Here is a 24,233-nt window from a genome sequence, read left to right as displayed (position 1 = left end):
GGATGGCGGCAGCCGTCGGCGGACAGGCCCGCTCCCGGGGCGGGCGGGACGGCGCCGGCGGGCGGAGGCCGGGGGGAGCGGGGGCGGCGGGTCGGGGCGGGCGCCTCGTCCGCCTCGTCGCCCCCGTCGCCGGACACCTGTCCGACCACTGCACCAGCCGCCGCGGCATGCGCCGCCCCTGGATCCTCGGCGGGGCGCTCGTGGGACTGCTCGGCCTGCTGCTGCTCGCCCTCGCCCACGACACCGTGACCCTGGCCGCCGGCTGGGTGGTCACGGTGGCCGGCTACCAGAGCCTGGTCTCCGCCCTCACCACCGTCGTCGTCGACCAGTACCCGCCGCAGCGACGCACCCGCGTCGCCGGCGCCTTCTCCATGTGCAACCTCGCGGGCGTCGTGCCTGCGATGGTCCTCTCCTCGGCGCTGCCCGGACGCGTCACCCTCCAGTTCGCCCTGTGCGGATCGCTCGCCCTCGCCGCCGCCGCGCTGCTGTGTCTGAAGCTGCCCGACCGGCGCCTGGCGGCCGGCGAACGCCCCCGGGCCGGCCTGCGCTCGGCGGCCGCTTCCCTGGTCGTCCTGCCGCGCGGAGCCCGCGACGTCCGCCTGCTGTGGACCCAGCGCCTGGAGACGTCGGCGGTGAGCGCCTTGATGACTTGGCGCCCCCAGGCGGCGGTGCTGGGCGGGGACGTACGAGCCGGGACGGGACAGCGAGCGGCGGCGGCGTCGGCGCCGGGACAGCAGCCGGCGGGACGCCCGGCGGTCGGCGGGGGTGGCTGCAGTGGAGGTGGCCCAGGCAGGTCGGACAGTCCGCCGGTGCGCTGGTGCGCTCCGTCCCAGAACAGCCTGTCGCGGCGGACAGAGCGGACGAGGCCAGCCGCGGTGGGCTGGTCGCCTCCGGGCTCGACGCCCGGCCCGCCCACCGCCGCCCCGAGCACCCGCGCGACCGGGGCGGCGGCTACTCGGCGGCGGGCCTTCGGGTCGCCGTGCGGTAGAAGTTGAGTGAGACCCGGCCCTTTTGGCTGGTCGCCTCCGCGTTCTTGCTCGTCATCTTCCGCTTGTCGGAAGCGTGGTACCGGCGATCCCTGATGTTCTCCAGTTGCGGAACCGGACTGTCGGACTCGAAGAGCTGGGAGTGTCCCGCGTCGGCCACGACGAAGGTGTCCCCGTGCATGCTGGCCTTGCTGTCCCCCGCGTCGCCGAAGTCCGCCGCCACCAGGATGTGGACGCCCTCGTACGGTTCGGTCCAGAGGCTCTCCGCGGCGTTGTCCGAGCAGATTTCGAGCTTGACCTGAACGCCCTTCACGGTGGTCGTGAACTTCTCCTTCCCGATGGCGAAGAAGCCCTGCCGCATCTCCTCCTCCGAACGGTCCGGAGCTCCGCCGTAGCTCGGCGCCTCGAAGCGCTTCGTGTAGCTCCTCGGCCCCTGGCCGCCCTGGAAGACGGGCGCGTAGTTGTCGAACACGGTCACGTCGCCCGACCCGTCGAGGTCAGGGCCCTGCTCCCAGACCTCCTCCAACTCCGCCACCATGTCCAGGGCGTAGTCGTTCTTCTCGGCCTTCGCCTGGCTCTCGAGCGACTCGCGGCCCGTCCGCTGGTCAGCGCGCGCCTGGTCCGCTCCGGGCCCGCCGAGGTCGCGCCGGCGGCCGACGGTCCCCGGCACCACCAGGTAGTTGCTGGGCAGACCCGCCAGGCGGGCGGCGAGCCACTCGTCCACGCCGGCCGCCTGGTCCTCGCTCAGGAAGTGGGTGCCCTGGCCGCTGAAGTAGTACTCCGGCGCGGTGAAGACGTAGACGTGCTCGGGGTCGTACCGCTCGCTCCATTCGAGGAACGCGAGGTCCATCGCCTCGCCCAGGAGCTTCTTCTTCTCCTCCAGCTCGACGGCCGACCACGCCGCGTCCTCGCCCATCACCTGGTCCGTGGGGGCCTGGACGCTGGCGATGTGGACACCGGTCTGCTCCACGCCGATCTCCGTGTCGTGGGGCGTGGACGCCCTTCGCTCCCATGGCTCGGTGCGCCCGCGCGCCGTCTCGGCGAGCGCCGCGGCGGCCTGACGGTCCTCCTCCTCCGACGTGCGCTGCACCGGTACGCCGGTACGGACGCCGCCTCCGGCCACGCCCTCGGCCATCCCCTCGATCCGCGCCGGCGAGGGCAGCGAGCGCCGCATGACGCGGGTGGCGTTGGCCTCGGCCTCGCGTTCGAAGCGGTCGGAGGGGTCGGAGACCTTCAGCCCGGTGCCGTCGTCGGTCCCGGCGACGGGGCCCCGGCGCTGCTGGATGACGTGGGTGAGTTCGTGGGCGAGGGTGTGCTTGTCACCTCCGCCGGCGCCGATGACGACGTGGTGGCCGGAGGTGTAAGCGCGGGCGCCCACCTCCACCGCCGAGGCTCGCGCGGCCGCGTCCGTATGGATCCGGACGTCCGAGAAGTCCGCGCCCAGCCGGCGCTCCATCTCGGTGCGGGCGTCCTGGTCGAGCGGACGCCCCGGGGTGCGCAGGACGTCCTGGACGGTGGAGCGCTGAACGGCGTGCTCGGACTGCCGCAGATCGAGTTCGTCGCCCTGCTGGTGTCCTCCCCCAGCCCCCGCGTGCCCGGCTCTGCGGAGCATCTGGACGACCGCCGCGTTGCCGACGCTGCGCTGGAGGGCCACGAGCGGCGGCGTGCCCCGGCCGACAGGCCTGCCGGCCGGTGGACGGCCGTTCTCGGCCTCATGGGTGCCTGCGCGGTGCTGGGCGTGCATGGTCTCCCTCTCACACGGCGAGCGGACATCCTCCTGGATAACAGAAGGGCGGCTGGCCCTACCAGAGCCACAGAGGCAGCCCCTCCTGCCTGATCGGACACACCCCGGTGCCCGGCGCTCCTCCTGTCGCGTTCCCGTGGCCGACGGACGGATCGGTCGGACCGCAGGCTGCCGAGCGGGCGGAGGACGGGGTGCTCGGTGCCTCGCACACCACCGGCACCCTGCCCGAGCTTCGCCCCGGCGAGCGGATGCCGCTGGTCGCCGTCTGCGCGATCGCCGCCGCCTTCCCGTCCTGCGTTCTCGGCGACCTCGCCCACCGAGCTCGCGGTCCTCGCCGCCGAACTCGCGGCCGCCACCGCCGCAGGCCGGTCCGACACCGGCACCGGCGGCCGGTGAACGCGGTCCGGCCCGGCCGGGCACGGCGGGCGCGCCGCCTCCCAGCTGACGAGCGAGGACTTGGCGACCCGGGAGGCGGCGGCCGCTGTCCACGCCCTCCTCGTCGCCGCCATCGAGGACGCCCCGCTCCATCGGTAGCTGGCCACGGTCCCAGCCCTGTCGGGACAGCCCCGTCTCACCGAAGTTCGACCTGTCTCAACGAAGTTTGACCGGCTCCCGCTCCAAGGCCGGGGTCAGTCTGCGGTGCAGCCCCAGTAACCGACCTCAGACGGCCGGCCGTCGCGATAGAGCACCGTGCAACGGCCCTTCCCCCGCCCAACCGGTTCGAGCAACCGGCGCTTCGCGGCGTCCCACTGCTCGCGGGTCGGACGGCCGTCGGGAGCCCAGGCCAGGACCTCATGCTGGGACAAGGGGCGCATCACAAAGGGGGCATCGTCCTCGGTGACGGCCAGCTCGTAGAAGTCGAGCACCGTACCGGTGCCCCCGGTCCCGATGTACTCCTGCCACGTCGCGTCCTGCCACAGCTCGACGATGCCGCGTCCCGGGAAGCCCCGATCGTCCCGCACCAGTTCCAGGTCCTGGGCCTGCCGAAACGCCGCTGCCAGATCCTCCTGGTACGGCCCGGTCATCGTCCACTCGTTGCCACCCACTGCAGCCCCTTCCCCCCTGATCGCCGACCTTCGGCATCGCGGCAGGTTAGCCACCACCCCCGACAAGATCGACTATGACCACGCCGTGGGCACAACCCGACGGTCAAACTTCGGTGAGACAACCATCGATCGGCGAACCTCCGTTGAGACCGGTCAAAGTTCGCTGAGACGGGTCACCGGCGAACCAATCGGCGATGGTCCGGACACAGGTGACACAGGCGAAACAGACCTACCGGGGCAGTTCGGCGGAGTGGTCCTGTCGGACGCCGAGAGCAGCCGGATCCTGACCCGGTTGATCCTTCCCACCTGGACTGGTGGGGCGCTGTCGCAGGAGACGCCGGTGGTGCTGCTGGTGGCTGGGTCGCCGGGCAGTGGGAAGAGCGCCCTCGGCGACCTGCTGCTGCCGGTCCTGGGTCGGCGCGGTGGCGCCGTGCGCCTGGGCTCCGACCTCTACAAGGCCGCGCACCGGCACTACGAGACGCTGCTGGCCGGGGATGTCCGGACAGCCGGTGCCGGCGCACGTCCGGACACCCGCCGCTGGCAGGCGGCTGTGGAGGAGTACGTGCGCGCGCAGCGGCTGGACGCGGTGGTGGAGACCGCTCTCGCCGACCCGGGCGAGGCCCGGGCTCAGGCGTTGGCGTACCGGGCGTCCGGACACCGGATCGAGGTGGTCGCGCCGGCCTGTGCCCTGGCCTGGAGTCAGCTCGGCGTGCTGGAGCGCTACCTCGGCGACGGGGACGGTGCCGGGCGGTGGGTGTCGTGGGCCGACCACGACGAGTGCGCCCGCCGGCTGGCGGCCGCGGGGGTGCCCCGCCAGCCGGCTGCCCCGGCTCGCCGAGTGCCCGGACCAGGCCGTCGCCGCCGGGCGGGCTCGTCGGCCACTGCGTGACGGCCGGCCGGCCCGGGCATCAACCCGGAGTGCGCCGGCGGGCGCGGGGAGGGGGTCTGTCGTGGGGTGGATCGTCGTACTGGCCGCGGCCTTCGCGCTGACGGCGATCGGCGCCGTGCGGTTGCGGCGGGCGCACCGCGCGTACGTGGACGCGCTGGTGGTCCCGCGGGCGCCGGAGGAGGAACTGACGATCTATGAGGTCGCCTACCTGCACCGGGGGGCCAGGTCGCTGGCGGAGACGGTGCTGGCCTCGATGGTGCTCGGCGGCCGGGTGTCGGTGGCGGACGGGGTGCTCACCGTGGTGGACCCGGTCGCGCGGGACGCGGTGGAAGCGGAGGTCGTGCGGGTGTTCGGTCGGGTGCCGCGGCGCCGTGCGTGGCGGCGGATGGAGCGGCTGAGGCGGTCCGCGGGCATCACCGCCGTCGGCCGGCGGCTCGGCGACCAGGGCCTGGTCGATCACCCGGGCCGCCGCCGGGCGGCCGAACGGGCCGCCGACCAGCTGACCGTGATCCGCCTGGCCTCCTTCGCCCTCGGCGTCGCGGCCGTCTGGATGGTCGCCGCGCGCGGCTTCCCCGACCCCCTGGTCCCGGGAGTGGGCACCTTCCTGCTCGTCGTGGCGGGCTGGCGGTCCAGCACGGACGTGCACCACCGGTCCGACGGAACCACGGAGGCGGGCCGCGCGGCCCTGGCCGTCCACCGGGAGCGCCACCAGCCGTGGCGTCCCCGCCTCCACGACCCGCTCGGCGACGCGGACGCCGAGATCCTCGGCAAGACCACCCGGGGCGAATTCCACGGCAGGCTCCGCGCGTTGGACAAGGCGATCAGCCTGCCGCCCTCGCCGCCCCCACCGCCCTTCGAGGACCCGCCGGGTCTGGGTGGCCTGTGACGCTGGCGCCGGTACCGCCGGGCCGGCGCGGATGGACTGCGAGTCGGTCAGACCCGCGCTCGGCTCCGCGTCGCGGCCGTCGGGTAGTGCTTCGTCAATTCCTGGTCTGCTTCTGGCGCGGGGGCGGCGCCACCTGGACCGCGGTCGGCGAAACGCTCGGACGCAGCGCCGACGCCGCCCGCGCCCGCTACGGCCACGTCCGCCTGCTGTAGCCACCACCGACAGCCACCAGAACCACCCGGCCCCCGGCACGCCGACCCCAGGACGACCGCGGCCTGGCCCACGCCGCCGCCGGCCGGTCTGGGCGCCGTCCGGCTTCCCGTCGTTGACGCGTCGAACAGCGCGCGACCGCCCCGGCTCGCCCGGCCGCTCCGGCCGGGCGAGCCGGGGCGGGACAGGGCGGGACAGGGCGAGACCTGACGACCCGGCCCGTCAGGTCTGGCGGGCCGGGTCGGAGAAGGTCGGGCCGCCGGCCGCGAGCGGACGCCGGGCCGGAGCAGGTACCGCCGCGGTCTCGCCGGGCGGCTGGCGGAAGTCCGCGCCCTGCTCGACCGGCAACAGCCACCCCTTCCCGCAGCCCCGGACGACGGTTCCCCGGGCAGCCCGCGGGAAGCCGCCGACATTCAAGTTCGGATTCAGGGAACCCGAGGAGCGAACCGACCGACGAGGAGTGAGACGGCATGGGTATCGGCGGCTGCATCGTACTGTTCGCCCTCGGCGCCATCATGGCCTTCGCGACCGACTGGCACGTGAACGGCGTCAACCTGCACCTGGTGGGCTGGATCCTCATGGCCGCCGGGCTTCTGGGATTGATCACCTACGCGAACGTGTTCCGCCGCCGACGCCTGGTCCGCAGGGTCGAGAGCGAGGAACCCGTCGAGGAGCGCCGCTACTACGAGTAGGAGTCAGCCGGACTCCGCGACATCGGCCGGAGGCCGCGTACGGTCGGGATCCACGTTCGAGCGGGTCCCGACCGTACGTCGGTGGCCGGGATCTGCGTCCGAGCCGCCCGTCAACCGACGCTCAGACCGGGGGCGGAGGCGGCGGGTTGTCGAGGAGGAGGTCGTGGCCGACGTCGGTGAGGGTGTGGCGGACCCGCTTGCCCTCACGGCGGGTGGCGATCAGGCCGGCCGTGCGCAGGGCGGCGGCATGGGCGGAGGCGGAGGGCGGGGTGACGCCGAGCCGCTGGGCGAGTTCGGTGGTGGAGCAGGCACTGCCGGCGACGGCGCGCAGGACGCGGGCCCGGGCGGGGCCGAGCACGGCGGCGAGGCCGTCGGCGGCCGGTGTCCGGGCCGCGGGCTCGGCGGTCGGGGCCGCGATCGGGTGCAGCAGCAGGCTCTGGCGGTCCGGCCCGGCCAACAGGCTGATGCTCCGCTGGACGAAGTAGTTGGGCCGCAGTTCCAGACCCCGGCCGCCGAGCTCGAAGGAGCCCTCCAGTTCGCCGAGGGTGCACTCCAGCACTCCCTCGTCCCGCCAGACGGCCTTCGGATGGAGCGAGTCGAGCATTTCGCCGATCCCGGAGCGGGCGGCGGTGCGGGCCCGGACGGCGATGTCGGCCTCCAGGGCGCGGCGGATGTCAGGCCAGTCCGGGGCGAGGCAGGCCTGGAACAGCGCCCAGGCACCGTCGCTGACCTCGCGCAGGCCCCGGCTGCCGTCCTCGCGCAACCGGGCCAGGGCGGCCGGGACTTCCGGGCCGCTGCCGAACATGGCGACATCCTCCTCCACGACCTGCTGCGGGACGGAGAGGAGCGCGTCGAGCTCGTCGGTCAGTTGCCGGCGGACGGCGTCGAGGTCCGCCACCATGAAGTCGGGAACGCCGACCGGGCTCGCGTTGACCACCTCGAGGAAGCGCACGGCCCGGTGGGGCACGTGGCGGCGGATGTCCCGCCACCAGCGCTCGCTGCGCGACCCGCTGCCCTGATGAACGCCCGACCGGGCCGCGCCGGCCATCAGGTGGTCGAGCGGGGATATGACGAACCGGGTCCTCGCGAGGTCCGCGACCCCGAACCTCAGTGCGATCACGAACCTTCCTCCGGTTTCCCCGCAGCCGCGCTGACCTGCCGCGTTGTTGACTATTAGGCCCAGAGGCTAATGCATGGCCGTCCAGCCGTCCCCGTTGCAAGCTCTCTCTCGTCGGCGCGACTGAGGCCCGCTCCGGCCCCCACCACGAGGGGAGTGGGGGCCGGAGCACGATCCTCGACCGGGCGTTCGTCGAACCGAACGCCCGGCGTCGCCCGGCGAACCGTGCCCGGCACGTGTGGGTTCAGCCAGGTGATCGCCAGGCAGGTCAGGACCGCTCGCCGGACGGTCACCGCCGCCGGTCCGCCGCCGGTGAGCGCGGCCGCCGGGTCCGGGCGCAGCACCCGACGGTCCGTCAGGACGCCGTAGCAGAGCAGGAACGCTCCGCCGACCAGGCCCACGGCGGACTTCGACGCCGGCCGGGCCGTGACCACCGTGCCGACGCCCGTGACGCCGAGCGCGATCAGCGCCGCGTCCGAGGCGGCGCAGACGGCGACCACCGCGAGGACGGCCTGTCGGCGGGCGCCCTGGCGCAGGACGAGGGCGTTCTGGGCGCCGACGGCCACGATGAGGGAGAGTCCGGTCCCGAAACCGGCGACGGCGGCGGCGATGGTGCTGGGCGAGCCGGACTGCGGCCGACACGCGCAGGCGGCGGAGATCCTCCTGGACAACGCCCTGCCGGCCACGGACTGACGGGCCCCACCGGGGCGCGGGCGTGCCCGGCCCGCCCGGAGGCCGTCGTGGAGCAGGACCGCGCGGCCCGGACCGACGTGGCCGGGGCGGGGCCCCGGGCGGGGGGGGGGGGGGGGCGGGCGGCGGCCCCCCCCCCCCCCGCGCCCCCGCCCCCCCCCCCCGGCGGGGGGGGGGGGGCCCCCCCCCGGGGCGGGCCCCCCCCCCCGCCGCAGACCGTGAAGGGTCAGTCCTTGAAGGCGTCCTTGACGTGTTCGCCCGCCTGCTTGATGTCGCCCTTGGTCTTGTCCGCCCGGCCCTCGGCCTGCAGGCGCTCGTTGCCGGTCAGCTTGCCGATGCCTTCCTTGACCGCGCCCTTGGCCTTGTCGGCGGTGTTCTCGATCTTGTCGCTGGCACTCATCGCGGCCTCCGCTTCGTCGGAACGTCGTTGGTCCGCCGCCTGCCCGCGTACGGCGGGAACATTCCTCCGTATATGTGCCACGGAGCGGGGCAAGCGGTTCGCTGACGCTGACTACGGAGGTCGACATGGTTCCCCTTCTGCTGGTACTGCTGCTGGCTCTGCTCCTGTTCGGTGCGGGCTTCGCACTGAAGGCCCTCTGGTGGGTGGCGGTCGTGGTCCTGGTGGTCTGGCTGCTGGGCTTCGTGGCCCGTGGCACCGGCGCATCGGGCAACCGCAGCCGCTGGTACCGCTGGTAGGTCCCGGCCGAACCCCGGGGAAGGCGACGTGGCATGCGCACCGGTGCGCATGCCACGTCGCCGTGCCGCTGGACGGCGCCGCGGCGTCGGGGACGGCCAGGGACGGCCGAGACCTGCGCCCGGCCGCCGAGGAGCACCCGGCCGTGGACGGCGCCACCGGGCGCGGCCTGACCCACTGGTCCTCGAAGGCGGCGACAGCGGCACCCGCACGGTGACGGTGGCGAGGGCGTCCTCAACGCCGCTGGCCGCAGCAGGCCCACCGAGCGACTCCCGGGTCCGGACGGGGGCGGGCCTGATGGGAGGATGGCCGTCATGGATGTTCTACGCAGGAACAACGTGACGCTGCTCGGGCCGGCCGACGGGCCGACGGTCGTACTGGCCCACGGCTTCGGCTGCGATCAGAACATGTGGCGCCTGATCGTGCCCGCCCTGGTGGACCGCTACCGGGTCCTGCTGTTCGACTACGTGGGCTGCGGCGGGTCGGACCCGGCGGCGTGGAGCGAGCAGCGGTACTCCTCGCTGCACGGCTACGCGCAGGACGTGGTGGAGGTGTGCCGGGAGCTGGACCTGCGCGACGCGGTGTTCGTGGGGCATTCGGTGAGCGCGATGGTGGGCGTGCTGGCGGCGGAGTCGGCGCCGGAGCGGATCGGTGCGCTGGTGATGGTGGCACCCTCGCCGTGCTACGTGGACGACGAGGGGTACCGGGGCGGGTTCAGCGCCGAGGACGTCGGGGAGCTCCTGGCCACCCTGGAGTCCAACTACCTGGGCTGGTCCGCCGCCATGGCGCCGGTGATCATGGGCAACGCCGACCGGCCCGAGCTGGGCCGGGAACTGACGAACAGCTTCTGCGCCACGGACCCGGACGTCGCCCGGGTCTTCGCCCGCACGACGTTCCTGTCCGACAGCCGCGAGGACCTGAAGAAGGTGACGGTCCCCACGCTGGTGCTGGAGTGCGCCCAGGACGTGATCGCGCCCCGTGAGGTGGGCGCGTACGTGCACGCCGCCATCCCCTCCTCCCGGCTGGTCACCCTCGACGCCACCGGCCACTGCCCGCAGCTCAGCGCGCCCGAGGCCACCGCCGACGCCGTCCTCGGGTTCCTCGCAGGGCTGCGGTGATGTGCAGGGTCGGCGAGGAGCCGGGCCCCTTCGACGACAGTGCGAGCACCCGCGCCGCGTTCACCGCGCTGCTCGAGGACAGCGCCGAGGACCTGTACGAGCAGGCGCCCTGCGGCTACCTGTCGACGCTGATGGACGGCACCATCGCCAAGATCAACGCCACGCTGCTGGGCTGGCTGGGTCTGGAACGCACCGACGTGATCGGCCGGATGCGCTTCACCGACCTGCTCACCGTCGGCGGGAAGCTCTACCACGAGACGCACTTCGCACCGCTGCTGCGCATGCAGGGCGAAGTGCACGGCATCGCCCTGGAGATGAGGGCGAAGGACAAGAGCGCCGGCCGGCTGCCGGTGCTGGTGTCCTCCGTGATCAGGCACGGCAGCGGCGGGGAGCCGCTGCTGATCCGCACCACCGTCACCGACGCCTCCGACCGGCGGGCCTATGAGGCCGAGCTCCTGCGTCGGCGCGAGGAGGCCGAGCAGGCCCGCGCCGACGCCGAGGCCGCCCTGCGGCAGGCACAGCGCGACCGGCAACGGCTGGCCGAGGCCCTCGCCGCCCTGCAGAAGTCGCTCGTTCCCTCCTCGCTGCCCGCCGTCCCGGGGCTGGAGACGGCCGTGTACTACCACACCGCCTCCCCCGACCGGCTCGGCGGCGACTTCTACGACCTCTTCCCCGTCGGTGAGGGGCGGTGGGCGTTCTTCCTCGGCGACGTGTGCGGCAAGGGGCCCGAGGCGGCCTCCCTGACCTCACTGACCCGTTACACGCTGCGGGCCGCGGCCCTGCACGACCCGGAGCCCGCCGCCGCGCTGACCACCCTGAACGCCGTCCTGCACGAGCACTACGCGGCCGCCGGCGACCCGCGCTACTGCACCGCCGTCTTCGGCCTCCTGGAACACGAGGGCGACGAAGGCCGGGTGAGCGTGCGAGTCGCCTCCGGCGGACACCCGCCGAGCCTGGTCCTGCGCGCCGACGGCAGCAGCGCGTTCCTCCCCACCCCCGGGGGTCTCCTGGTCGGCATCCTGCCCGAGGCCCCGTTCACCACCGCCAGGACGGTCCTCGACCCCGGGGACTGCCTCCTGCTGTACACCGACGGACTCACCGAGGCCCGCACCGGCCCTACCCGCGAGAGCCTCTTCGGCGACGACGCCCTGCTCGCCTTCGCCGCCGGCCACGCACCCGCCTCCCCCCGCGAGCTGATCGACGCCCTGACCGTCCTACTCAAGGGCTTCGGCGACGGTCTGGACGACGACACCGCCCTGCTGGCCCTGGGCGTCCCCGCCGCCCGCCCCACTCCCGCCCCGCCTACCCACTCCACACCATGAGCCTGACCATCAACCGGTACGACGACGCCGCCGGTCCCGTCCTGCGGGTGACCGGCGACCTCGACTACGAGCACGCCCCCGACCTGCGCCGATACCTCGACGAACTCACCCTGGACGAGGGCCAGCGCCTGGTCATCGACCTGGCCGGTCTCGACTTCTGCGACTCCAGCGGCATCACCGCCCTCCTGGCGGCCCGCCGTCTCGCCCACGCCGTCGGCGCGGACCTCGCCCTGAGCGCTGTCCCGGCCAAGACGCTGCGGGTGCTCGCCGTCGTCGGTCTCGACCGGGTCTTCACCATCCACGCGGACAGCACCGCCGACGGCTGAGCCGGACCGGCACCGGGCCGGACCGCGCAGGGGACGGCCCCACGCTGCGTGCGGTCACCGCCTGCCCGCAGCCGGTGACCGCATGCCGACGGGCGGACGTCGTGGTCCCGGTTGTCCAGCGCGCTGCGCAGGCGGCCCAGCAGGCGGTGGTCGTGGCGGGGATCGTCGAGGTGCAGCTGCGAGGCGCGCCAGTCCTCGAAGCGCCGCCGGGCGTCGTCCGGGTGCGAGCGGTCCTCGATGGGCCGCAGGTGGGGAAGGAGGGCGCGCAGGGTGGCGGCGGTCTCCTTTCGGGGGTGTTCAGAGGGTGAAGCGGTCGGGGTCGGCCGCGTGCCAGTCCCGGGCCCACGACTGCGGCGCCTCGTCCAGGAGTTGGCCCGGGGCCAGCCGGGGGTGGAGGTCCGCGTAGGAGCGGATGGTCTGCGGGTCGATCCGGCGCTGCAGCAGGTGCGGGCCCAGGCGGGCCGGCTCGTCGACACCCATCGCCGCCATGATCTGCAGTGCGCTCTTGACGGTCGCCTCCTGGTAGCGCCGCACCCGCTGGGACTTGTCCCCCACGTGCAGGGCGCGGGCCCGGCGGCGGTCCTGGGTGGCCACGCCGACGGGGCAGGTGTTGGTGTGGCAGCGCTGGGCCTGGATGCAGCCGACGGCGAACATCATGGCCCGGGCGGCGTTGGTGTAGTCGGCTCCCTGGATCAGCCGCTTCACCAGGTCGCTGCCGGTGGCCACCTTGCCGCTGGCACCGATGCGGATCACGTCCCGCAGACCGGTGCCCACCAGGGCGTCGTGCACCGTCATCAGGCCCTCGGTGAGCGGCATGCCGACGTGGTCGGCGAACTCCAGCGGAGCGGCGCCGGTGCCGCCCTCCGCGCCGTCCACCACGATGAAGTCCGGGGCCACCCCCTCCTCCAGCACGGCCTTGCACACCGCCAGGAACTGGCGGCGCGAGCCGACGCACAGCTTGAAGCCGGTCGGCTTGCCGCCGGCCAGCTCGCGCATCCGCGCGATGAAGCGGACCAGCTCGCGCGGGGTGGAGAAGACCCGGTGGTAGGGCGGCGAGACGACGGTCCGCCCCTGCGGCACACCGCGGACCGCCGCGATCTCGGCGTTGACCTTGGGGCCGGGCAGCACCCCGCCGATGCCCGGCTTGGCGCCCTGACTGAGCTTCAACGACACGCACTTGACGTGCGGGTGCGCCGCCTTGTCCGCGAACCGGGCCGCGTCGAAGTCCCCGTCCGGGGTGCGGCAACCGAAGTAGCCGGTGCCGATCTCCCACACCAGGTCGCCCCCGGGACGCAGGTGGTACTCGGACAGGCCGCCCTCCCCGGTGTCGTGGGCGAAACCGCCCAGTGCCGCACCGGTGTTCAGCGCCAGCACGGCGTTGGCCGACAGCGAGCCGAGGCTCATCGCGGACACGTTCAGCAGCGCCATCTCGTACGGCCGGGTGCAGTGCGGCCCTCCCACCCGCACCCGCGGCGCCCGTTCGGGCACCGGGACCGGTGCCATCGACGGCACCAGGAACTCGCGCCCGCTCTCGTACAGGTCCAGCTCCGTACCGAACGGCTCCTCCGCGTCGCTCCCCTTCGCCCGCGCGTAGACGATGCCGCGCGTGTCGCGGTCGAAGGGGCGCCCGTCCACGTTGCGTTCGACGAAGTACTGCTGGACCTCCGGCCGGATGCCCTCCAGCGCGAACCGCAGGTGCCCGAGGACCGGGTAGTTGCGCAGCACCGAGTGCCTGGTCTGCAGCACGTCCGCCAGCGCGACCACCGCCACGGCCACCGAGGGCCCGGCTGCGGTCCACCACCACGGCGACACCACCACGGCAGCCGCCGCAGCCGCGACCGCTCCACTCCACAACCCGGCAACCGAAAGGAATCTCCACACGGCCCCCGTCTAACCCCGAACGGCCCCGCCACTCCCCCGGAACCCGAGGTCAGGACCACTTCGGGCAAGCGGAGCGGACCTCTTCACCGCAGTGGAGCGGGGCCGTACGGGGCCGGGTGCCCGGGAAGGTGCCGTCCGTGCGGCTGGGGGCGCGCGGGAACCTGAGCGACGACCCCCGCAGCTGACGACGGGCCCCGGTCAGACCCCGACGACGACCTCGGCGAACGGCGCGGACGTCAGGCCCAGCAGGCCTCCGAAGGGCGAGTTCAGGGCGTAGATCAGGACGACCATGAAGACGATGAGGCTGGTGAAGCCCGTAGCCAGAACCAGATGGGTGCCCGTGCGCTCGATCCCGAAGAGGAACATCAGGCCCAGGGTGAGCACGCCGCCGGCGAGCAGGCCGAACCACATGACGCCCGACATGCCCTGGTTCGCCTCCCGGCCGTGGCGCGCCTGGTAGGCGACGGAGAGCTCCCCGAACGCCACCTGGTCCACCTGCTGCTGCGCGTTGGTACTGGGCTCGAAGGACGTCCACGCGTTCTGCACGTCGCGCAGCAGCGCCCAGCCGCGCGGGCCCAGCGGTTTGCCCTGCTCCATCAGGGGCCACTCCTCGTTCCGGACGTAGGCGGCATACGTGTCCGTCGCCGAGCGGGCATGCTGGGCGGCGTCGGGCGGCAGCGCATCGGCGAGCAGGTACATCTGGTGCAGCGCCCCGGCCTCGGCGCTGATGTTGGTACTGGCGCTGTCCTTGGCCTCCCACACCGTCACCAGCGCGACGCCCAGCACCAAGGCGTACAACACGCTGACCATCATCGTCAGGTACTCGGCAGTGCCGTCGCGTGCCTCCTCCCCCGACGCCGACCGCCTCGTCCTGCGGTTGTTGAGCAGGACAGCGCCCCCGGCGACGACGACGAATCCGACGACGATGCCGATCATCGCGAGTACGTGTTCCACGGCACCCCTCAGCTTGAGTCGGACGAGCGGCTCGGCTTGTAGCGATGCCATGCCATGGCCGCGGCGGCGATCGCGGGAATGAACAGGAGGAGGAAGAAGAGCAGAACAGCGTGCGACAGCGGGGGCTTGCTGTGGCCGAAGCGACCGGTGCCCAGAAGAGGCGACGACACATGGTTCCCCCCGACGTGCGCCCCCGGGGATCGGGAGGGTGTCGTGGACGCGCCGGCGGAGGCGCTCGGCGAGTTCGCGGGCTTACCCCCCGCCCCCGGCGCCCCGGGCGCGGCCACCGCTCCGGGCGCCCCGGGGGCAGCCACCGCTCCGGGCGCCCCGGGGGCGGCACCAGCAGCACCTGCCCCGGGAGCACCCGCGGCGGCAGCACCGGCTGCGGGCGCGCCGGGCGCGGGAACACCGCCACCGCCGGCACCACCCGCACCGGCTCCCGCCGCCCCGGCACCGCCCGCAGGTACCCCCGGCCCGGCACCGCCCCCGGAAGCCCCTGGCGCGGCAGCACCCGCCCCGGGAGCACCCGCCGCGGCAGCACCGCCACCGCCCGCACCACCCGCACCCGCTCCCGCCGCCCCGCCCGCGGCCACCGCTCCGGGCGCTCCGGGCGCTCCGGGCGCTCCGGGCGCTCCGGGCGCAGCACCAGCAGCGCCTCCCCCGGGCGCGCCGGCGCCGGGCGCGCCGGGCGCGGGAACACCGCCACCGCCCGCACCACCCGCACCCGCACCGGCTCCCGGCGCCCCGCCCGCAGGACCCCCCGCAGGACCCCCAGGCCCGGCTCCGCCCCCGGAAGCCCCTGGCGCGGCAGCACCCGCCCCGGGAGCACCCGTCCCGGGAGCACCGCCACCGCCCGCACCACCACCGGCTCCCGGCGCCCCGCCCGCAGGGCCCCCCGGCCCGCCGATCCCGGGCGCACCACCGCCAGGGACCGGACCGCCAGGTGCGGGAGCCCGTACGCCGCCTGCGGGCGCTCCCGGGACGGGAACCAGCGGTACTCCACCTCCAGGCGCAGACGTTCCTGGCGCCCCGCCCCCGGGAGCGCCGGGCACGGGCCCCCCGGGTGCGGGCGCCCCGGGCGCAGAACCACCCGGCGCGGGAACCCCGGGCACCCCACCTCCGGGCACCCCGCCTCCGGGCGCACCGGGCGACGGCGAGCCAGGCCCACCAGGCGACGGGGAACCAGGCGCACCAGGCGACGGGGAACCAGGCCCACCAGGCGACGGCGAACCCGGTGTGGGCACTGTGCACCCGGGGCCTTCGAGCGCTGCGGGGGCTCGGGCCCCCGTCGTCGCTGTCACCGACAGCACCAACCCGCTGGCGCCCGGTCCGCCGCGCGGGTGAGCGGTGACGGAGCCCGCAGCGGCCAGTATCAGGATGGCGGCGGCCGCGCAGAAGGACAGTTTCCAGCCAGGCATATGATCTACCTATAGTCTGCGCGTAATCCGGACCGGTCCGACACGCTTCGACCGAGTTCCGATTCGCGCCGATCACCCGACCAGGGCAACGCGAGCGGGGCCACTCGGCAATCGCGCCGGTCCTCCCTCGGCCCCGGGATCCTCCTGGTCGGTGATTCGACCGGTCACCACCTTCTCCGGCGGTCCGTCAGGCGGGTCAAGCGCGCCTTGGCAACCTCACCGCAGCCGACCTCGGCCGGATCACCCGGGCCCCGAGTTGCCGGCGCGACTCACCTCGGAACTCAGCTCCTGCCGCAGACCGGGTCGACGGGCCAGATCAGCGTCCACTCGCGGTTCGAGGACGGCCACGGCTTCCTCGGTACGCCCGGTGCCGGCCAGGAGGCGACGATGTCGGAAGCCGCGTACGAGGTGACGCCTTCAGGGGCCCGGGCCTGTTCGACGGCCGTGGAGCCGACTGCGCACAACACCGCCGCTACGGACACCGGATTCCGCGGGCGGCCAGCGCTCCGCGTAGTCGACGACCACGACCAGACCGGGCGGCCGCACCGCCAGCGTCCCGCCCCCGCCCCCGCGGAGGCGACCTCGCTGCGGTGCCGGGTCTGGGCGACGGTCCAGCCGCCCCGGGTCGAGCGGTCGGCGAACTCCGCCGCCAGCCGCGTCTTGCCCTGGCCGACGCCGCCCGGGCCCGCAACCTCCTCGCACGCCACCGCGGAAGCAGGGCCGGGTGAGCGTCGACGTCTCGTTCGGCGTGCTCGCCGCTCTCGGCGGCTACCTGCCGGCCGCGCCGTTCTGACACGAACTCGTCCGGAGCACCCATCGCCGGCTCACGGCCGGCCACGCCGGATAGCGCCCACCCGCTCGCCTCATGTGCCCTCCTTGGTCCGATCAGCCCGTTTGGCAGCCCCCTTCCGGGTGAGAAGAAGACCGGGTGAGGCAGAACGCGGTGCGGACAGAGGCTCCCCCTCGGGCCCCGTCCGCACCGGTCCCTCCACCGCTCAGAGCCCGGCCACCGTGACGACCACACCCGGCGGCCGGGCGAACCCCCCTCAGCCACGCCATGAACGGGGCACCTCAACGGCCTGCCGGAGCTACGTCCGACACGACGCCGGAAACGACGGGGTACCTGCCAGGAGCCACCACCAAGCCACCAGCTCAAGCCCGGGGCGCCGGCCAGCGGCGGGCCGGCTGGAGCCGATCACCTCACCCGTTACCGGTACGGCCGGCCGACGGTTGGGCCGGTCATGACGGACCCCCATCACTCCCCCGGCCCGGACGCCCACCGGCCCGCAAGTGACATCGACCCGGCGGTCTTCGCCATCGAACGGGCGGTCCTCGCCGCCCACCACGCCGCCCGGGCGCAGCGCGACCGGGCGCGGCAGGCCGAGGACGAGCGGAAGGTGGAGCGGCGGCGTGCCGAGCTCGCCGCCGCGCTCGGGGCGGGCGAGCGCTCGACCGCGGAGGCCGCCGCGTGGGTGGCCGGGCTGGCCGCACGCACCGGCGACCGAGCGCTGGAGGAGTTGGCCGCGGCCGTCCTCGCTGCGGCAGAGACCTGAACCCGAAGGACGGCGAGAGCGGTGGCGTGCCCGCGGAGGTCACCCGGGTGCTCGACGGCTTCGTCCTGCCCGGTGACGGGCTCGGCGTCGACGAGGGCTTGGCCCTGGCGGCCGTCGCGGGGATCGCGCTGGCGCTGGCGCGTACCGTCGCGTACGGGTGCCCTGTCATCCGGTTGCCCCGGCCCGCGGAGCGTCTCGATCAGGCCGTCACCGCCGGCCGCACCACCGCCGAACGCTGCCAGTGAGGCCGTGATGTTGTTCGCCCCGGGCCTGTTCAGGCTCCAGGGGCCGTGACAGGCCCGGCGGGCCGGATGGGCGCGGCGGTCGGCCCGCTGCCGTCCGGGACCGGGTGGCTCGCAGAGGTGAACCGGGACGGTTCTCCAGACACGTAGATGTGTCTCACGCCCGGTGCCTGCTGACGCTTCGCCGACCTGGAGGCTGACGCCTGCCCGTGATCAGCCCGTCCTGACGGCAGGTGAATTGACCGTTCGCCAAGTGATCTCGGGCTGGCGGGACTGAATCCGCGGTCACTATGGTTGGCGCATGGAAGAGCTGCCGGAGGGTGTGGACCCCGATGTCCTGGACCGCTACATCCTGGACCGTCGAATCGGCCCGGCGCTTCGGATGATCAGGGACGCGTCCGGCTGCCGGCTCAACGAGGCGCTCGGGGTCTTCTGCACGCGATACGAAGAGCTCCGCCGCGACCGGCCGGACGATTTCAAGCTGAGCCGTGAGGAGTACGCCCACGAGGTCTACACCTGATCCGCAGCCTCCGCCCGACCGGTCACCCACATCGCGATCCGCGCGCCCCGGCGAGTTCGGTTGTCGCCGTCTCGGCTGTCACGGCCAGTGCGGTAGACGAAGCCGGCGCCATGGAGTCACACCGCCTCGCCAGGGTCTCCTGCCGCGAAGTACTGCGCCTCCGCCGCATTCCGCTCGGCGGTCAGGCGACCGGGGCCCGGGCCAGCCCCTCCCTGGTGCGGCGCAGCAGTTCGAGCACCCGCCGCTCGTCGCCGTCCAGACCCACCAGCCGGTTGAGGTGCATGTGGACGAAGGAGCGGCACAGCTCGGTGCGGCTCCGCGCGAGCCGGCCCTCCCGGTGGAGGGCGGTGAGCAGGTCGGCGGCGGGTGCGAGGGCCGCACGGCGCTCCGCCAGTATCAGGCGCAGGACGGTGGTGTCGGGGCAGTCGGGCCGGCCGAGCGCCTCCCGTAGCCGGTGTCCGCGCTGCCGGTACTCGTCGCCGCCGTCGCGGGTGGTGTCGCCCGCGCCGCGGCAGAATGCCAGCCGTTCGTCCGGCGCCAGGCCCAGTGAGCCGAGCAGGTCGTCGACACTGCTGACCGCCAGATCGGTGCGGTCCAGGGCTAGTTCGCCGTCCTCGCCGGCCTGGAGCAGCCGCGCGGCCGAGGAGCTGTCGGCACCGAAGACCGCCTCCGCCGCGCGCATGCCCTCGCTGCCGCCGTACCGCTCGACTTCCCGCTCGTAGGTGTCGAAGCCGAACCTGGTGCCGAGCCCGGTCGCCACCAGGTCGCCGGCCCAGCGGCAGGCCTGGTCCATCAACGGGCCGAGCAGGACGGGCCGCTCGCCGTGGAAGCGGATCCGTAGGTGGCACTCGGGGTCGGTGTAGCGGACGAAGAACCAGCTGTCGGCGAGCCCGGCGGCGGTGACGAACTCCCCGAAGGTCCGGACCGGTCCGGCGATCAGCTCGTCCTGCTGCCAGCGGCTGCCGTAGAGCTTCAGGTAGAGCCAGTCGCTGCCCGGCGGCCTGAGCCGGGTCTCGGACCGCGCCCCGGCCACCCCGTCGACGACCGGCGGCGGTGCCGTGCCGCCCGCTGGTGCCGCGCCGTCAGGCGACGCCGCTCCCCCGGCCGCGCCGGCCGGCCGGGACCGGTCCGTCGGCGCGCCCTCGTCGGACTGCGCCGGCCGCGTGCGGACCAGCGGGACCACGAGCTCGCAGACGTGTCCGCCGTCCGGGCCTGGCAGCCATGCGTCCGACAGGCCCGGAAGCGCCTCCTGGAGCAGCGCCGACCGCGCGTCGGGCAGACCCTTCAGCTCCTCCCGCAGCACTTCGGTCTGGTCCGGGTCGGACAGGTCGAGCAACAGCCGGTTGTCGCCCGAACTCAGGTACACCCGGCGGGGTACGGTCCACCGCTCCCGCCATGCCGCCAGGGCGTCCGCGAAGGCATCGGCGGACGCCCTGGCCGGCAGGTCGGCGGTGTCGAGGCGCCACTGCGCGAGTGAGAGGACGGTCCGGCCGTACCGGACCTGCGGCAGGAACGAGAGGCCGTTGGCCGGCCCCCAGGAGAACGGGGCCAACTGGCAGCGCCCGTCGGCCGCGACGTCCAGCAGGAAGCGCACCGGCGCCGGCGCGCCCATCGAGTTGAGCATGTGCCCCTGCACGCCGACGACGCGCGCGCCCCCGGCGGGCCACTCGACGCTCAGCCGCCCGGCGTGCAGCCCGACCGCCAGCTCGTCGAGCGGCACGACGCGCCGGCGCGGCACGCCGGGGACGGTGCCGAGCACGATCTCGTGGGTGCGGACCGCCGGTCGGACGGCGACGTTGGCCGCGCGGGCCCGCTCCGGCAGGTAGACCAGTTCGGCCAGCAGGGCGTCCGGGCCGGCTTCCTGCTCCAGCCGGGCGATCTCGTCGAGGCCCGCGCGGGCGGCCGGCCCGAGCAGGTCGACGAAGCGGCCGAGGTGGCGGCCGGCGGCCGGTGCCCCGAGGTTGGGCCCGACCACCAGTCGGAACTCTCCGGCGTCCACGGCGGCGGGCGAGGCGGCCGCGACGAACAGCGAGAGCTCCAGCGAGGGTGGACACGAGGCCGGGTCCGGACGGGGAGCGGTGAGCTCCTCGACCTGTCGGTCGGTCAGCTCGACCAGCCGGCGGCGCTCCCGGTTGGCCGCGAGGGCGAGGTCGAGCAGCAGTCGGCCGCGCCGCTGGTCGGCCGGTGCCGATGCGTGGTTCGACGGGGTGTCGACCGGAGGCCCGAGCCCGACGTCCGGGTCGATCAGTTCCAGCAACGGCACCCGGCGCTCCGGCCCGTACCTGTTCAGGAACGAGTGCCGGTAGTTCTCCAGCCGTGGCGGGCCGGCCGGGTAGGGGCTGAGGCGGAGCAGCAGTTCGGCCGCGCGGGCGGCCTCTGCCGCGACCTCGGCGTTCAGGCCGTGGCCGTCCAGGGTGAGCGCCAGGTCGGTCTGCAGGACGGGGGTGGCGGGCCCCGCCGGGTGGAGTGCGGTGGCGCGTCCGACCAGCTCCGGCCAGCCGTCGATGCGTGCGGCGAGCGGGAGGCCGTCCCACCGGGCGAGGCCCCGGGCGAGTTCGCCCAGTCCGGCGGCGACGTCGCCCCCGCCGGGGACGGCGGCCAGCCGGCGCAAGACGTGGCCGGTCGGGTCGCCGCCGGTCAGCGGCGGCCGCAGGTCCGACTGCAGGAAGCCCTGGGCCCGCAGCCGCTCGACCAGGGCGGCCGCCTTTGCGGGTGTCGCGCCCGCCAGCCGGGAGAGGCCGGCCGCCAGGACATCCGGCGGCGTCGGCCGGCGCGCGTCCTCCAGCACCTGGCGGACCGCTGCGGTGAGCCGGATCGAGACTCCCTCCGAGCGGCCGTCGGGCCCGCCGTCGGGCCCGCCGTCGGCGATCAGCGCGCGCCCGCCGCGCAGGACGACGGACGCGTTGGTGGTCAGCCGCAGGCCGGCGCGGACGTCCGGATCCTCCTCCAACCGGTGGACCAGCCCGAGCAGCCAGGCCATGTCCGGCCGGGTGCGGGTGTGCGGCCGCCCGGGGGCGAGCGCCAGATCGGTGTGGTCGGTCCAGCGGACCAGGCCGACGCCGGCGAAGACGCCGAACGGCGTGGGCCGGGTGCACATCCGGATCAGATAGCGGGCCAGCTTGCCGCGGAGCCGACGCGCCGCGGGGTCGTCGGGCGGGGTGCGGGCGAGAGCGGCGGCCAGGTCGTGGCTGGCCACCTGGACGGCGAGCCGGACCCGTGGGTCGGCGGGCGTGAGGGTGTCGCCGTCGGTGGCCGTTCCGGCCACGGCCAGCGCGTCGGCGGGCAGCAGGGGTGCCCGGACCATCGCCCAGCCCAGCGGCCGATAGAGCGGCCGGCCGGCGCGCTGCCGACGGACGTGTTGCCGGCCGACCTGTTGCCGGCCGACGCGGTCTCCGGGTCCGTCGGCGGTCATGACAGCAGGAAGAGCCGGTCCCAGTCGGGCTCGGCGTCGGTCGCGGCGGCCAGCAGCACCATGGCGACACCTGCGGCGCCGTCCAGCAGGCCGGGCCGGTCCACCCGGTTGTCGCCGGGCTCCACCGCGGCGTACCCGAGCGGGCGGGCGGGCTCGAAGTGGGCGAGCAACTGGTCGGCCAGGTCCTCCGCGCCGGTGGCGAACTGGGGCAGGCCGGTGTCGTGGGCGAACCGCAGCACCACCTGGAGAAGCCCGGCGACACCGTGGCAGAAGGTCGGCGAGCAGAGGCCGCGGGCGGCAGCCGGTCGTCGTAGCACGTCGGTGAGCGCCTCCACGGCCAGCGCGCGCAGCCGTTCGTCGTCCAGGGCCTCGCCCGCGTGCCACAGGGCGCGGGCGATCCCGGGGCTGCCGTAGCACCAGGAGCTGCGGCCCGGGACGGGCGGCGGGGCGGGCGGCCGGCCGTCCGGCGGCGGCAGCGGGAAGGCCGACGGCCAGTTGACCCCCCACTCGTCGTCGGTGCGGTGCGCCGTCAACCAGTCCGCCAGGTAGCGGACCGCCTCCGCCTGGCCGGGCACCCGGTGGCCGGCCCGCAGGGCCAGCGCGAGCACCGCCAGCGGGCCCGGGATTCCGTGCGCCAGACCGCAGTTGAGGTTCCCGTACGGGTAGACGGCACGCGTCGAGGGGTCGCCGAGCAGCTCCGGAGGGGTGGCCCAGCGCGCGGTCAGACCGTCCGGCACGGCCAGCCGCACCAGCGCGCCGAGCAGAGCGGAGAGCTCCGCGCCGACCGACGCCGAGAGCGACCCGCGCGGGCCTCGTAGGCCGCGTGGGCCGCGTGGGCCGCGTGGCAGCAGAGCGGCGGCCAGCCCGCTCGCCCCGGAGACCAGGTCGAAGTCGCTCACCGGTCGGCCGGCGCGGCGGGCGGCGAGCCGAGCGGCCACCGTGCGTGCGCGCGGGGCCAGTTCATCGTGGAGGGCGCTGAGCGCGCGGTGGTAGCGGGTGCCGTCGCGGCTGAGTGCCGCAACGGCGAAGGCGGTGCCGCCGAGCCCGCTGAACAGGCCGTCGTTGAGTTGCCCGGCCCCACCATCGGCCCCCTCCAGCCCGGTGGCCAGGAAGCTGTGGCCGACGCCGTCCCAGCCCTCCTCCGGCCCGCACCGGTCGAGGTAGGCGCAGAGCAGCGCGATACCGGTGTCGCCCCCGGCGAGGCCGTGCGGGAGCCATCCGACCGTCTCCGGATACCGGGTCTGCCGGGCGGACAGGGCGAGCGCCTCGCAGATCAGCCCGCGGTCCACACATCGTCCGGCGACCTCGGCGGCGACCGACAGCGCGGCGGCCCGGCGGCCGCCGTCGAGCATGCTGCGCCAGGGCCGGGGTGCCGGTCCCGCCTCTTCCGGCCCGGGTCCAGGGCCGGGGCCCGGTGCCAGGGCGGCTCTCCGGCCGGGTACCGGGCCGTTGTCGTGTCCGGTCACGCGACCTCCTTCGGCCGACCGGTCTGGCACCGGTCCAACACCGTCCAACACCGGTCTGACAACGGACGGTGCTCCGGTGCCAGGCGTTCTGCTGTGAAACGGGGCCGGGCCGGGCCGCAACGGCCGGGGGCTGCGGGTCAGCAGATCCCGCAGGTCTCGCACGCGGTCTCGATCTCGCTCGGGCCACAGGGCGACTCGCCGGGCAGCGACAGCGGACAGCAGCCGGTGCAGCCGGTCTTCTCGCAGGTGCCGCAGGTGTGGCACGTTCCGCCGCACGAGGGCGGCGAGCAGGTGACCTCACACGTGAACTGACAGGTGTCCTCGCAGGTGACGCAGGTCCCGTCACAGGAGGCGCAGGTGGCCCATTCCCAGGTCAGCCAGCCGCACGCGGCGTCGAAGGTCTCGACAGCGGCGGCGGCCCTGCGCCCCCGGGCCGCCCGCGCAGGCCGCGGTGCCCGGTGCGCCCGCGGTCCCGCCCGGGGGACGCGGCGGATGTCGAGGTCGAACTCGTCCGGTGTGCGGACCGAACCGGAGTGGGTGTAGGCGATATCGGCTCCCTTCCGGAGCGTGACCTCGGTGGCCTCCGTTCCGACGAACGGCGGCTGGTCCTGCGGGATCCGGGCGGTGTCGATGGCGTCCTCGGCCCTGAACTCGACGTAGTAGTCGAGTCCCTTGGTCAGGTAGAGCCGCCGGTGGTCCTCCCGGTCGCTGTCGCCGAGAAAGCCCTTGAGCGTGAGCCCCTGCTCAGGCGCACGGCCCGGCTCCGGGCGGAATCGATCGACCAGCGGATCCTGCGGGCCGCGAATGTCCCGGGCCCGGTCCGACGCGTCGCCCGGAGGCCTGTCAGCTCCGCCGTCGTCCTTGTTGTCGGCCATCACGGACCTCCCTCATCGAAGGAGAGGGTCGTCCTTCCATGCTTTCACCGGCCCCGCCACCGGGCAACCCGCTGACTCAGCGTTACCGCTCCCGCTCCGAGGACTCCCGGTGACCGAAGCGCCTTCGAGTACGGGTCGTGGCACCGGCTCGCCGTCGTACGAACCCACCTCGTGTTCCTCGCCGGCGCCCGG

At 74.6% G+C, this 24,233-nt stretch carries 23 protein-coding genes; 12 read left to right on the top strand and 11 right to left on the bottom strand.

Features of this window, described 5'->3' with window-relative positions:
* Window positions 1-2: 2 nt before the first annotated feature.
* The gene (locus tag ACIQI7_RS21655) at window positions 3-995 is read left to right on the top strand and encodes an MFS transporter (protein ID WP_401112425.1); all 993 of its coding nucleotides are present in this window, start codon (window positions 3-5) and stop codon (window positions 993-995) included.
* Here the strand turns inward: ACIQI7_RS21655 and ACIQI7_RS21650 are convergent.
* Entirely contained in the window at window positions 952-2,730 is a 1,779-nt protein-coding gene (locus ACIQI7_RS21650) for a DUF4157 domain-containing protein (protein ID WP_401112422.1), read from the bottom strand. The genes ACIQI7_RS21655 and ACIQI7_RS21650 overlap by 44 nt on opposite strands.
* A 629-nt stretch (window positions 2,731-3,359) precedes the next feature.
* Window positions 3,360-3,776 carry a hypothetical protein gene (locus ACIQI7_RS21645; RefSeq protein ID WP_401112420.1) on the bottom strand — a complete coding sequence of 139 codons (417 nt, stop codon included), beginning with the start codon at window positions 3,774-3,776 and terminating at the stop codon, window positions 3,360-3,362.
* A gap of 292 nt (window positions 3,777-4,068) precedes the next feature.
* Between ACIQI7_RS21645 and ACIQI7_RS21640 the strand changes: the two genes are divergently transcribed.
* From ACIQI7_RS21640 to ACIQI7_RS21630, 3 genes are all read left to right on the top strand, one after another.
* Entirely contained in the window at window positions 4,069-4,665 is a 597-nt protein-coding gene (locus ACIQI7_RS21640; RefSeq protein ID WP_401112417.1) for a zeta toxin family protein, read from the top strand.
* A gap of 61 nt (window positions 4,666-4,726) precedes the next feature.
* Window positions 4,727-5,551, top strand: a complete 825-nt coding sequence (locus ACIQI7_RS21635) for a TIGR04222 domain-containing membrane protein (RefSeq protein WP_401112414.1) — start codon at window positions 4,727-4,729, stop codon at window positions 5,549-5,551.
* An 86-nt stretch (window positions 5,552-5,637) separates the two neighbouring features.
* Entirely contained in the window at window positions 5,638-5,763 is a 126-nt protein-coding gene (locus ACIQI7_RS21630; RefSeq protein WP_401112411.1) for a hypothetical protein, read from the top strand.
* A gap of 220 nt (window positions 5,764-5,983) precedes the next feature.
* On the opposite strand, the gene ACIQI7_RS21625 is transcribed toward ACIQI7_RS21630, so the two are convergent.
* Window positions 5,984-6,109, bottom strand: coding sequence for a hypothetical protein (locus ACIQI7_RS21625; protein WP_401112408.1), 126 nt, complete (start codon window positions 6,107-6,109; stop codon window positions 5,984-5,986).
* Window positions 6,110-6,231: 122 nt separating this feature from the next.
* Here ACIQI7_RS21625 and ACIQI7_RS21620 point away from each other — a divergent pair, with 122 nt between their 5' ends.
* Window positions 6,232-6,453, top strand: a complete 222-nt coding sequence (locus tag ACIQI7_RS21620; RefSeq protein ID WP_401112405.1) for a DUF6458 family protein — start codon at window positions 6,232-6,234, stop codon at window positions 6,451-6,453.
* A gap of 121 nt (window positions 6,454-6,574) precedes the next feature.
* Here the strand turns inward: ACIQI7_RS21620 and ACIQI7_RS21615 are convergent, their stop codons facing one another.
* The 3 genes from ACIQI7_RS21615 to ACIQI7_RS21605 all read right to left on the bottom strand — a co-directional run bounded on the left by ACIQI7_RS21615 (window position 6,575) and on the right by ACIQI7_RS21605 (window position 8,660).
* Entirely contained in the window at window positions 6,575-7,573 is a 999-nt protein-coding gene (locus tag ACIQI7_RS21615) for an ArsR/SmtB family transcription factor (RefSeq protein ID WP_401112402.1), read from the bottom strand.
* 53 nt (window positions 7,574-7,626) lie between these two features.
* Window positions 7,627-8,241, bottom strand: coding sequence for a LysE/ArgO family amino acid transporter (locus tag ACIQI7_RS21610; protein WP_401112400.1), 615 nt, complete (start codon window positions 8,239-8,241; stop codon window positions 7,627-7,629).
* A gap of 245 nt (window positions 8,242-8,486) precedes the next feature.
* Window positions 8,487-8,660, bottom strand: coding sequence for a CsbD family protein (locus ACIQI7_RS21605; protein ID WP_401112397.1), 174 nt, complete (start codon window positions 8,658-8,660; stop codon window positions 8,487-8,489).
* A gap of 125 nt (window positions 8,661-8,785) precedes the next feature.
* On the opposite strand from ACIQI7_RS21605, the gene ACIQI7_RS21600 reads away from it, so the two are divergent.
* The 4 genes from ACIQI7_RS21600 (at window position 8,786) to ACIQI7_RS21585 (ending at window position 11,720) form a co-directional block, all read left to right on the top strand.
* Window positions 8,786-8,956, top strand: coding sequence for a hydrophobic protein (locus tag ACIQI7_RS21600; RefSeq protein WP_401112394.1), 171 nt, complete (start codon window positions 8,786-8,788; stop codon window positions 8,954-8,956).
* A gap of 312 nt (window positions 8,957-9,268) precedes the next feature.
* A complete protein-coding gene (locus ACIQI7_RS21595; protein WP_401112391.1) occupies window positions 9,269-10,072 on the top strand; it encodes an alpha/beta fold hydrolase in 804 nt (267 codons plus the stop codon).
* On the top strand, window positions 10,072-11,394 hold the full coding sequence (locus ACIQI7_RS21590) for a PP2C family protein-serine/threonine phosphatase (RefSeq protein WP_401112388.1): 1,323 nt from the start codon (window positions 10,072-10,074) through the stop codon (window positions 11,392-11,394). Before ACIQI7_RS21595 ends, ACIQI7_RS21590 begins: the two co-directional genes overlap by 1 nt.
* Window positions 11,391-11,720: an STAS domain-containing protein gene (locus ACIQI7_RS21585; RefSeq protein WP_401112385.1), complete on the top strand. Its 330-nt coding sequence runs from the start codon at window positions 11,391-11,393 to the stop codon at window positions 11,718-11,720. Before ACIQI7_RS21590 ends, ACIQI7_RS21585 begins: the two co-directional genes overlap by 4 nt.
* Window positions 11,721-12,017: 297 nt before the next feature.
* On the opposite strand, the gene ACIQI7_RS21580 is transcribed toward ACIQI7_RS21585, so the two are convergent.
* Window positions 12,018-13,601: an FMN-binding glutamate synthase family protein gene (locus ACIQI7_RS21580; RefSeq protein WP_401112382.1), complete on the bottom strand. Its 1,584-nt coding sequence runs from the start codon at window positions 13,599-13,601 to the stop codon at window positions 12,018-12,020.
* A gap of 198 nt (window positions 13,602-13,799) precedes the next feature.
* Window positions 13,800-14,555, bottom strand: a complete 756-nt coding sequence (locus tag ACIQI7_RS21575; RefSeq protein WP_401112379.1) for a hypothetical protein — start codon at window positions 14,553-14,555, stop codon at window positions 13,800-13,802.
* A 2,659-nt stretch (window positions 14,556-17,214) separates the two neighbouring features.
* Between ACIQI7_RS21575 and ACIQI7_RS21570 the strand changes: the two genes are divergently transcribed.
* The 3 genes from ACIQI7_RS21570 to ACIQI7_RS21560 all read left to right on the top strand — a co-directional run bounded on the left by ACIQI7_RS21570 (window position 17,215) and on the right by ACIQI7_RS21560 (window position 18,288).
* A complete protein-coding gene (locus tag ACIQI7_RS21570) occupies window positions 17,215-17,526 on the top strand; it encodes a hypothetical protein (protein ID WP_401112374.1) in 312 nt (103 codons plus the stop codon).
* A gap of 26 nt (window positions 17,527-17,552) precedes the next feature.
* The gene (locus tag ACIQI7_RS21565) at window positions 17,553-17,771 is read left to right on the top strand and encodes a hypothetical protein (protein ID WP_401112372.1); all 219 of its coding nucleotides are present in this window, start codon (window positions 17,553-17,555) and stop codon (window positions 17,769-17,771) included.
* Between the two features lie 298 nt (window positions 17,772-18,069).
* Window positions 18,070-18,288 (top strand): hypothetical protein, encoded by a 219-nt coding sequence (locus ACIQI7_RS21560; protein ID WP_401112369.1) that lies wholly within the window; start codon window positions 18,070-18,072, stop codon window positions 18,286-18,288.
* A 181-nt stretch (window positions 18,289-18,469) separates the two neighbouring features.
* On the opposite strand, the gene ACIQI7_RS21555 is transcribed toward ACIQI7_RS21560, so the two are convergent.
* The 3 genes from ACIQI7_RS21555 to ACIQI7_RS21545 all read right to left on the bottom strand — a co-directional run bounded on the left by ACIQI7_RS21555 (window position 18,470) and on the right by ACIQI7_RS21545 (window position 24,041).
* Window positions 18,470-21,700, bottom strand: a complete 3,231-nt coding sequence (locus ACIQI7_RS21555) for a lantibiotic dehydratase (RefSeq protein ID WP_401112366.1) — start codon at window positions 21,698-21,700, stop codon at window positions 18,470-18,472.
* A complete protein-coding gene (locus ACIQI7_RS21550) occupies window positions 21,697-23,052 on the bottom strand; it encodes a lanthionine synthetase C family protein (protein WP_401112363.1) in 1,356 nt (451 codons plus the stop codon). Before ACIQI7_RS21550 ends, ACIQI7_RS21555 begins: the two co-directional genes overlap by 4 nt.
* 251 nt (window positions 23,053-23,303) lie before the next feature.
* On the bottom strand, window positions 23,304-24,041 hold the full coding sequence (locus ACIQI7_RS21545) for a hypothetical protein (protein ID WP_401112360.1): 738 nt from the start codon (window positions 24,039-24,041) through the stop codon (window positions 23,304-23,306).
* Between the last annotated feature and the right edge of the window lie 192 nt (window positions 24,042-24,233).

Origin of the sequence: Kitasatospora sp. NPDC092039, assembly GCF_044756065.1 — a bacterium.
GTDB lineage: Bacteria > Actinomycetota > Actinomycetes > Streptomycetales > Streptomycetaceae > Kitasatospora.
The sequence above is the reverse complement of the archived record's forward strand: the minus strand, read 5'-3'. Positions and strand labels throughout refer to the sequence as shown.

Coding starts and splice junctions, on each gene's coding strand:
- ACIQI7_RS21600 (WP_401112394.1), top strand. CDS start 8,786: ATGGTTCCCCTTCTGCTGGTACTGCTGCTGGCTCTGCTCCTGTTCGGT.
- ACIQI7_RS21560 (WP_401112369.1), top strand. CDS start 18,070: ATGGAAGAGCTGCCGGAGGGTGTGGACCCCGATGTCCTGGACCGCTAC.
- ACIQI7_RS21655 (WP_401112425.1), top strand. CDS start 3: ATGGCGGCAGCCGTCGGCGGACAGGCCCGCTCCCGGGGCGGGCGGGAC.
- ACIQI7_RS21555 (WP_401112366.1), bottom strand. CDS start 21,700: ATGACCGCCGACGGACCCGGAGACCGCGTCGGCCGGCAACAGGTCGGC.
- ACIQI7_RS21585 (WP_401112385.1), top strand. CDS start 11,391: ATGAGCCTGACCATCAACCGGTACGACGACGCCGCCGGTCCCGTCCTG.
- ACIQI7_RS21650 (WP_401112422.1), bottom strand. CDS start 2,730: ATGCACGCCCAGCACCGCGCAGGCACCCATGAGGCCGAGAACGGCCGT.
- ACIQI7_RS21590 (WP_401112388.1), top strand. CDS start 10,072: ATGTGCAGGGTCGGCGAGGAGCCGGGCCCCTTCGACGACAGTGCGAGC.
- ACIQI7_RS21605 (WP_401112397.1), bottom strand. CDS start 8,660: ATGAGTGCCAGCGACAAGATCGAGAACACCGCCGACAAGGCCAAGGGC.
- ACIQI7_RS21545 (WP_401112360.1), bottom strand. CDS start 24,041: ATGGCCGACAACAAGGACGACGGCGGAGCTGACAGGCCTCCGGGCGAC.
- ACIQI7_RS21595 (WP_401112391.1), top strand. CDS start 9,269: ATGGATGTTCTACGCAGGAACAACGTGACGCTGCTCGGGCCGGCCGAC.
- ACIQI7_RS21620 (WP_401112405.1), top strand. CDS start 6,232: ATGGGTATCGGCGGCTGCATCGTACTGTTCGCCCTCGGCGCCATCATG.
- ACIQI7_RS21550 (WP_401112363.1), bottom strand. CDS start 23,052: ATGCTCGACGGCGGCCGCCGGGCCGCCGCGCTGTCGGTCGCCGCCGAG.
- ACIQI7_RS21570 (WP_401112374.1), top strand. CDS start 17,215: ATGACGGACCCCCATCACTCCCCCGGCCCGGACGCCCACCGGCCCGCA.